Source organism: Micromonospora sp. NPDC049051 (assembly GCF_043197575.1).
Lineage (GTDB): Bacteria > Actinomycetota > Actinomycetes > Mycobacteriales > Micromonosporaceae > Micromonospora.
In genome coordinates this window covers 1-5,753 of record NZ_JBICTL010000020.1, presented here as the reverse complement: position 1 = coordinate 5,753, position 5,753 = coordinate 1, and the positions used below count along the sequence as shown (strand labels likewise).

Here is a 5,753-nt window from a genome sequence, read left to right as displayed (position 1 = left end):
GTGGGGGTGGGTGGTGAGGTGCTCGTGCAGGCGGCGGGCCTGGTCCCGTAGGGCCTGCTCGGAGCGGGCCGACAACAGCCACGGCACCACCGGCGCCGTGTTGCCGGCATGCGGCACCGCGATGTCCGGAGCGTCGGCGGCTTCCAAGGCGACGGCGGGTGGCTCCTCGATGATCACGTGCGCGTTCGTGCCGCTCATGCCGAAGGACGAGACGGCGCCCCGCCGTGGACGGTCGTCACCCGCGGGCCACGCGACCGGCTCGGTCAGCAGGGACACGGCTCCCGCCGCCCAGTCCACCTTCCGGGTCGGCTCCGAGACGTGCAGGGTGCGGGGCAGCAGCCCGTGGCGCAGGGCGAGGATCATCTTGATGATGCCGCCGACGCCGGCGGCGGCCTGGGTGTGGCCGATGTTGGATTTGAGGGAGCCGAGCCAGAGGGGTCGTTCGCGGTGTTGTCCGTAGGTGGCGAGGATGGCCTGGGCTTCGATGGGGTCGCCGAGGGTGGTGCCGGTGCCGTGTGCTTCGACGGCGTCGATCTGGTCGGGGGTGAGGGCGGCGTTGGCGAGGGCGGCGCGGATGACCCGTTGTTGTGAGGGTCCGTTGGGGGCGGTCAGCCCGTTGGAGGCGCCGTCCTGGTTGACGGCGGTGCCGCGTACGACGGCGAGGATCCGGTGACCGTTGCGGCGGGCGTCGGACAGCCGCTCCACCACGAGCACACCCACACCCTCCGACCAGCCGGTGCCGTCGGCGTCGTCGGAGAACGCCTTGCACCGGCCGTCGGGGGACAGGCCGTTCTGCCGGGAGAACTCGGTGAAGGTCTCCGGCCCCGACATCACGGTCACGCCACCCGCCAGCGCCATCGCGCACTCGCCGGAGCGCAGCGCGCGTACGGCCAGGTGCAGGGCGACCAGCGACGACGAGCACGCCGTGTCGACGGTCATCGCCGGCCCCTCCAGGCCCAGGGCGTACGCGATCCGGCCGGACGCCACGCTGCTCGCGATGCCGGTGATGAGGAACCCGTCGACCCCGTCGTCCTCGCTGTGCCCGCTCCGGCCGTAGTCCTGCACCGGCACACCCGTGAAGACGGCGGTGTCGCTGCCCCGCAGCGAGGTCGGTGGGATGCCGGCGTGCTCCAGCGCCTCCCACGCGGTCTCCATCAGCACCCGCTGCTGCGGGTCCATGGCCAGCGCCTCGCGCGGGCTGATGCCGAAGAACTCCGCGTCGAACTGGTCCGCGTCGTACAGGAAGCCGCCGGCCGTCGAGCTGCACGTGCCCGACCCGTCGCCTGCGAACAGCGCCGCGAGGTCCCAGCCACGGTTGGTGGGGAACTCGCCGATCGCGTCCACCCCGTCCGCGACCAGTCGCCAGAGGTCGTCGGGGGAGGTGACGCCGCCGGGATAGCGGCAGGCCATGCCGACGATCGCGATCGGCTCGCTCTCGTCGTGGGTCTCGACGGCGGCCGGTCGCGTCCCGGCGGCGCCCAGGCCGAGGGCGTCCAGCAGGTGGCCGGCGACGATGTCCGGCGTCGGGTAGTCGAAGACCAGGCTCGCCGGCAGGTTCAGGCCGGTCGCGGCGCAGAGCCGCCCCCGCAGCTGTACGGCGGTGAGCGAGTCGAAGCCGAGCTGGCGGAACGGCGTCCCGCCGTCGATCGTCGCGGGCGCCTGGTCCCGCAGGACCTCGCCGGTCGCGGCCCGTACGACGTCCCGCAGCAGGCCGAGCCGGTCGGCCTCCGGCACCGCCAGCAGCCGCTCGGTGAGGGCGGCCCGGGTGGCCTCGGCGTCGACCTCGGCGGCCACCACGGGACGCGCGGCGACCACGCAGGGCTCGCCCGAGGCCAGCGCGGCGTCGACCAGGGCGACACGCCGCGCCACGGGCAGTTCGGCGAAGCCCGGAGCGGCCCACGCGACGGAGACGCCGAGCAGGTTACGCGTACGCCGGTGCCGCACCAACGCGTCGGCTACGGCGGTGGCGGCGACGTCCTGGCCGCCGGTGAGCAGCACGAGTGCGGTGCCGGCGTGCTCGGTCGTCGCCTCGTGCAGCGCCAGTGTCTCCTCGGCCGTGAGGTCCACCGCCACGACGGCGGTGACCGGCCGGTCACCGAGCACGGCCGCCAGCGTCTCCCGGTCGAAGGGCACGCCCGCGTGCACGGAGGTCTCCGCCCCGAGCGTCGCCAGCTCGGCCGGCGCGCCGGCGGGCACGTCGTCCGGTCCCACCAGGACCAGTTCACGTACGTCGTGGGCCGCCACGAGGTGGCGGACGAGCGCCGCGTCGTACGACCGGGCGACGAGCGCGACCCTGCCCTGCTGAGGTGCGCCGCCGGGCCGGGCGGCGACGGCCGCGTACCGCGGCAGCAGCAGCTCGCCCCCGCGTACGGCCAGCACGTCCTCGCCGGACGCCACGGCGGCGCGGAGCACGTCCGTGGTGACCTCGTCGGCGTCGAGCAGCACGAGCCGGTCGGGACGGCGGAGCTGGTGGGCCCGCGCCACCCCCCACGCGGCGGCCTGGCCGGGTTCCGTCGCGCCGTCGCCGTGCACGACGCCGCGGGTCAGCACGACCAGGCGGAAGTCCGTCGGCCGGTCCTCGTCGAGCACCCGGGTCAGCAGTTCGGCCAGCGCGGCGGGATCGGCGTAGCTGTCGACGGCGGTGCCGTCGTCGGCGAGGCCGGCGGTGAGTTCGGGCGGGCCCGCCACCGACCAGGTGAGCGGTCCGGCGTTCCGGTCCGGCGCCGGCTCCCAGCGCAGCGCGTGCAGCGAGTCGTGCCGCGACGCGGCCACGCAGAGCAGGCGACCGGGCAGCCCGGCGAGCCGGTGGCGGGCGGGGCTGCCCATGGCGGTGCGCGGGATCTCCCGCACCACGTACGTCTCGACCGGCACCGCCGCGGTGGACAGCTCGGCACGGCACGCCGCCAGCAGGCGCTCGGCGTCCACCTCGGAACCGACCACGCACGCGACCGGCCCGTCCGGGGACGCCCAGACCGCCGCGTCGAGCACCCCGGGCACGGTCCCCAGCACGGCGTCGACGCGGTCCAGCCGTACCCGCTCGCCGCCGACCTCAACCACCTCGGCCAGCCGACCCGTGATCGCGAGGTGCCCGGAGTCGTCCCGGCGGGCCAGGTCACCCGTGCGGTACCAGCCTCCGCGCAGCGCCTCGGCCGTCTCGGCGGCGAGGTCGTGGTAGCCGCCCGCCATCACGTTCGGGCCGCTGACCCAGACCTCACCCTCCTGACCGGGGCCCAGGTCGGCGCCCGACCCGGGGTCGACCACCCGCACGCTCAACCCGGGCAGGGGCAGGCAGCGCCGTTCCGCGTCGCCGTTCGGCCAGCTCACCGCGATCAGGCCGGATGTCTCGGTGGTCACGTAGCCGGTGAGCAGCGGCGCGGAGAACGCGGCCTCGAAGGGCCGGCGCAGCGTGGCGTCCACCGGCCCGAGGGCCAGCGCGATCCGTACCCCCTCGGGGTCCGGGCCCGGCACGTCCAGCAGGGCCCGGTACGTCGTGCCGGTGCCCACCAGCACGGTGCTGGCCTCCGCGGTGAGCGTGGCCCGCAGCTGGTCCGGGGACAGGTCGCCCGCGAGCCGCACCGACGCCCCCGTCGCTGTGGCGGCGACGAGCTGGCCGAACCAGGCGTGCACGGGCAGCATCCACAGCACCCGGTCGTCCTCGGCGCACCCGAGTCCGGCCACGTACGCCGCCGCGGCGGCGGGCCACAGCAGGTTGCGCTGCGTGGAGAGCACACCCTTGCGGGGGCCGACCGTGCCCGCCGTGTAGCTGAGCAGCGCCAGGTCGTCGAGGCCCGGATCGTCCTGGGGCGGCGACGACGGGTCGGTCGTCGCCAGTTCCTCGAACGAGTGCGCCTCGCCGTCGTACCCGCCGTCCACGACGAGGACCGACACGGACACCCGCGCCGCGTTGGTGGCGTCGGTGATGACCGCGTCGGCGCCCGCGTCCTCGACCAGCCGGGCCAGCTCGGCGTCGTCCAGGGCCGGGTCCAGCGGCACGGCGATCGCGCCGGCCCGGACGACGGCGAGGACGCCCTCCACCGCCGTGACGCCGTCCAGCAGGACGACGACCCGGTCCGCCGGCCACACGCCGAGGTCGGCGAGGTGGCCGGCGAGCCGGGCCGTCCGGTCCGCCAACTCCGTGTGGGTCACGCTCCGCCGCGAGTCGGCGTACGCGATCCGGGTGCCGCGGCGATCGGCGTTGGTCCGGAGCAGTTCGGGCAGGGGCCGGAGCAGATCGGTACGCGGCATGGTTCAACAACCTCTTGTCGGACAGGAGTTGTGATGCGGGCCGGGGGTGGGGAAGGGCTCAGACGGTGACCGGGAGGGACAGCAGCGCCGGCACCAGCGGGGTACGCCGTACCTTCAGCGACTCCCGGGGCGCGGCGAGCTTGATGTTCGGGAAACGGGTGAACAGCTCACGCAGGGCGATGGTCGTCTCCATCCGGGCCAGCTCCGAACCCGAGCAGAAGTGCGGGCCGCCGCCGAACGCCACGTGCGCCTTGTCCTCGCGGTCGATGTCGAGCACCTGCGGCTCGGGGAACCGCTTCGGGTCGTTGCCCGCCGCGGTCAGGTGCAGCAGCACCGTCTCGCCCTTGGCGATCTTCGTGTCGCCGATCACCATGTCCTCCGTGGCGAAGCGGCGGAAGCCGTGGTGCACCGAGCCGTGCTTGCGCAGCAGCTCCTCGACGGCCACGTCGAACAGGTCCGGGTCCTTGCGCAGCCGCTCCAGCGTCTCCGGGTCGTCCAGCAGCGCCAGCGCACCCCGGCCGATCATGCCGGCGGTGGTGTCGTACCCGCCGAGCATCGTCAGCAGGGCCAGAGCCATCTGCTGGTAGACGTTGAGCGCCGTTTCCCCGTCGTCGTTCTTGGCGTGGATCCAGTACGAGAAGAGGTCCTCGCCGGGCTCCTTCTCCTTCTCCTCCCGGACCATGTGCATGAACTGCGACATCTTCGTGCGGACCATCGCGTTGGTCTCGTTGTCGCCGCTGAACACCTGGTCCGCCCAGTACTTCAGGTCCTTGCGGTACTCCTCGCGGATGCCGAGCACGTCGCAGACGATCGTGATCGGCAGGACGGCCGCGTAGTCCTCGACCAGGTCGCCGCCGCCCGCTGCCTCGATCATGTCCAGCTGGGCCTTGACCAGCTCGTGCACCCGGGGGCGGAAGGTCTCCAGGTTGCGGGGCAGGAAGGTGAAGTTGATCATTTTCTTGAGCGGCGTGTGCTCCGGCGGATCGAGGGTGACGATCGTGCCGGTCGCCTCGCCCTCCGGGAAGCGCTTGCTGGTGAAGTCCCCGTTGCTGTTCTCCCGGGGCCGCACGAGGCGCTTGTCGCGCAGCCCGGCGTAGACCTCCGTGTGACCGGTCACCAGCCACACCGGACCGTGGTCGCTGAGGCAGGTCCGATGGACGGGGCCCTGCTCGTGCAGTGACGCGTAGAGCGCGTACGCCGCGTACGGGCTGGAGAAGTAGTCGTCGTCCATGAGCATCGGATGCCCGTGTGCCGGACACTTGTTCGCCATGTCGTCCCCTCGCTGTGATCGCTGGGCAGGAATGCCGTCGGCCTCCGGTGCGCCAGGCGTCACGGACCGCCGCGCGCGCTCCTGATGTTGCCCGCAGACGATCCACGCCCGGGTAATCGCGGAGGAGGCGGTGACTGGTGCGGGGTTCAGCCGACCAGTACGGGTGTCTGGATTTTGGCGTCGTGTTCGAGGATGCGTTGTTGGAGTTGTTGGAGTTCGCGGCCGGGTTCGAGGCCGA

General features: G+C 73.4%; 2 protein-coding genes. Both read right to left on the bottom strand.

What is annotated here, in order from left to right; translation table 11 throughout:
- Window positions 1–4,245 (bottom strand): beta-ketoacyl synthase N-terminal-like domain-containing protein (locus tag ACGFIR_RS31555; protein WP_393149030.1); only part of this gene is annotated, 4,245 nt, incomplete at its 3' end.
- 58 nt (window positions 4,246–4,303) lie between these two features.
- Window positions 4,304–5,515 (bottom strand): cytochrome P450, encoded by a 1,212-nt coding sequence (locus tag ACGFIR_RS31550; RefSeq protein ID WP_393008855.1) that lies wholly within the window; start codon window positions 5,513–5,515, stop codon window positions 4,304–4,306.
- Between the last annotated feature and the right edge of the window lie 238 nt (window positions 5,516–5,753).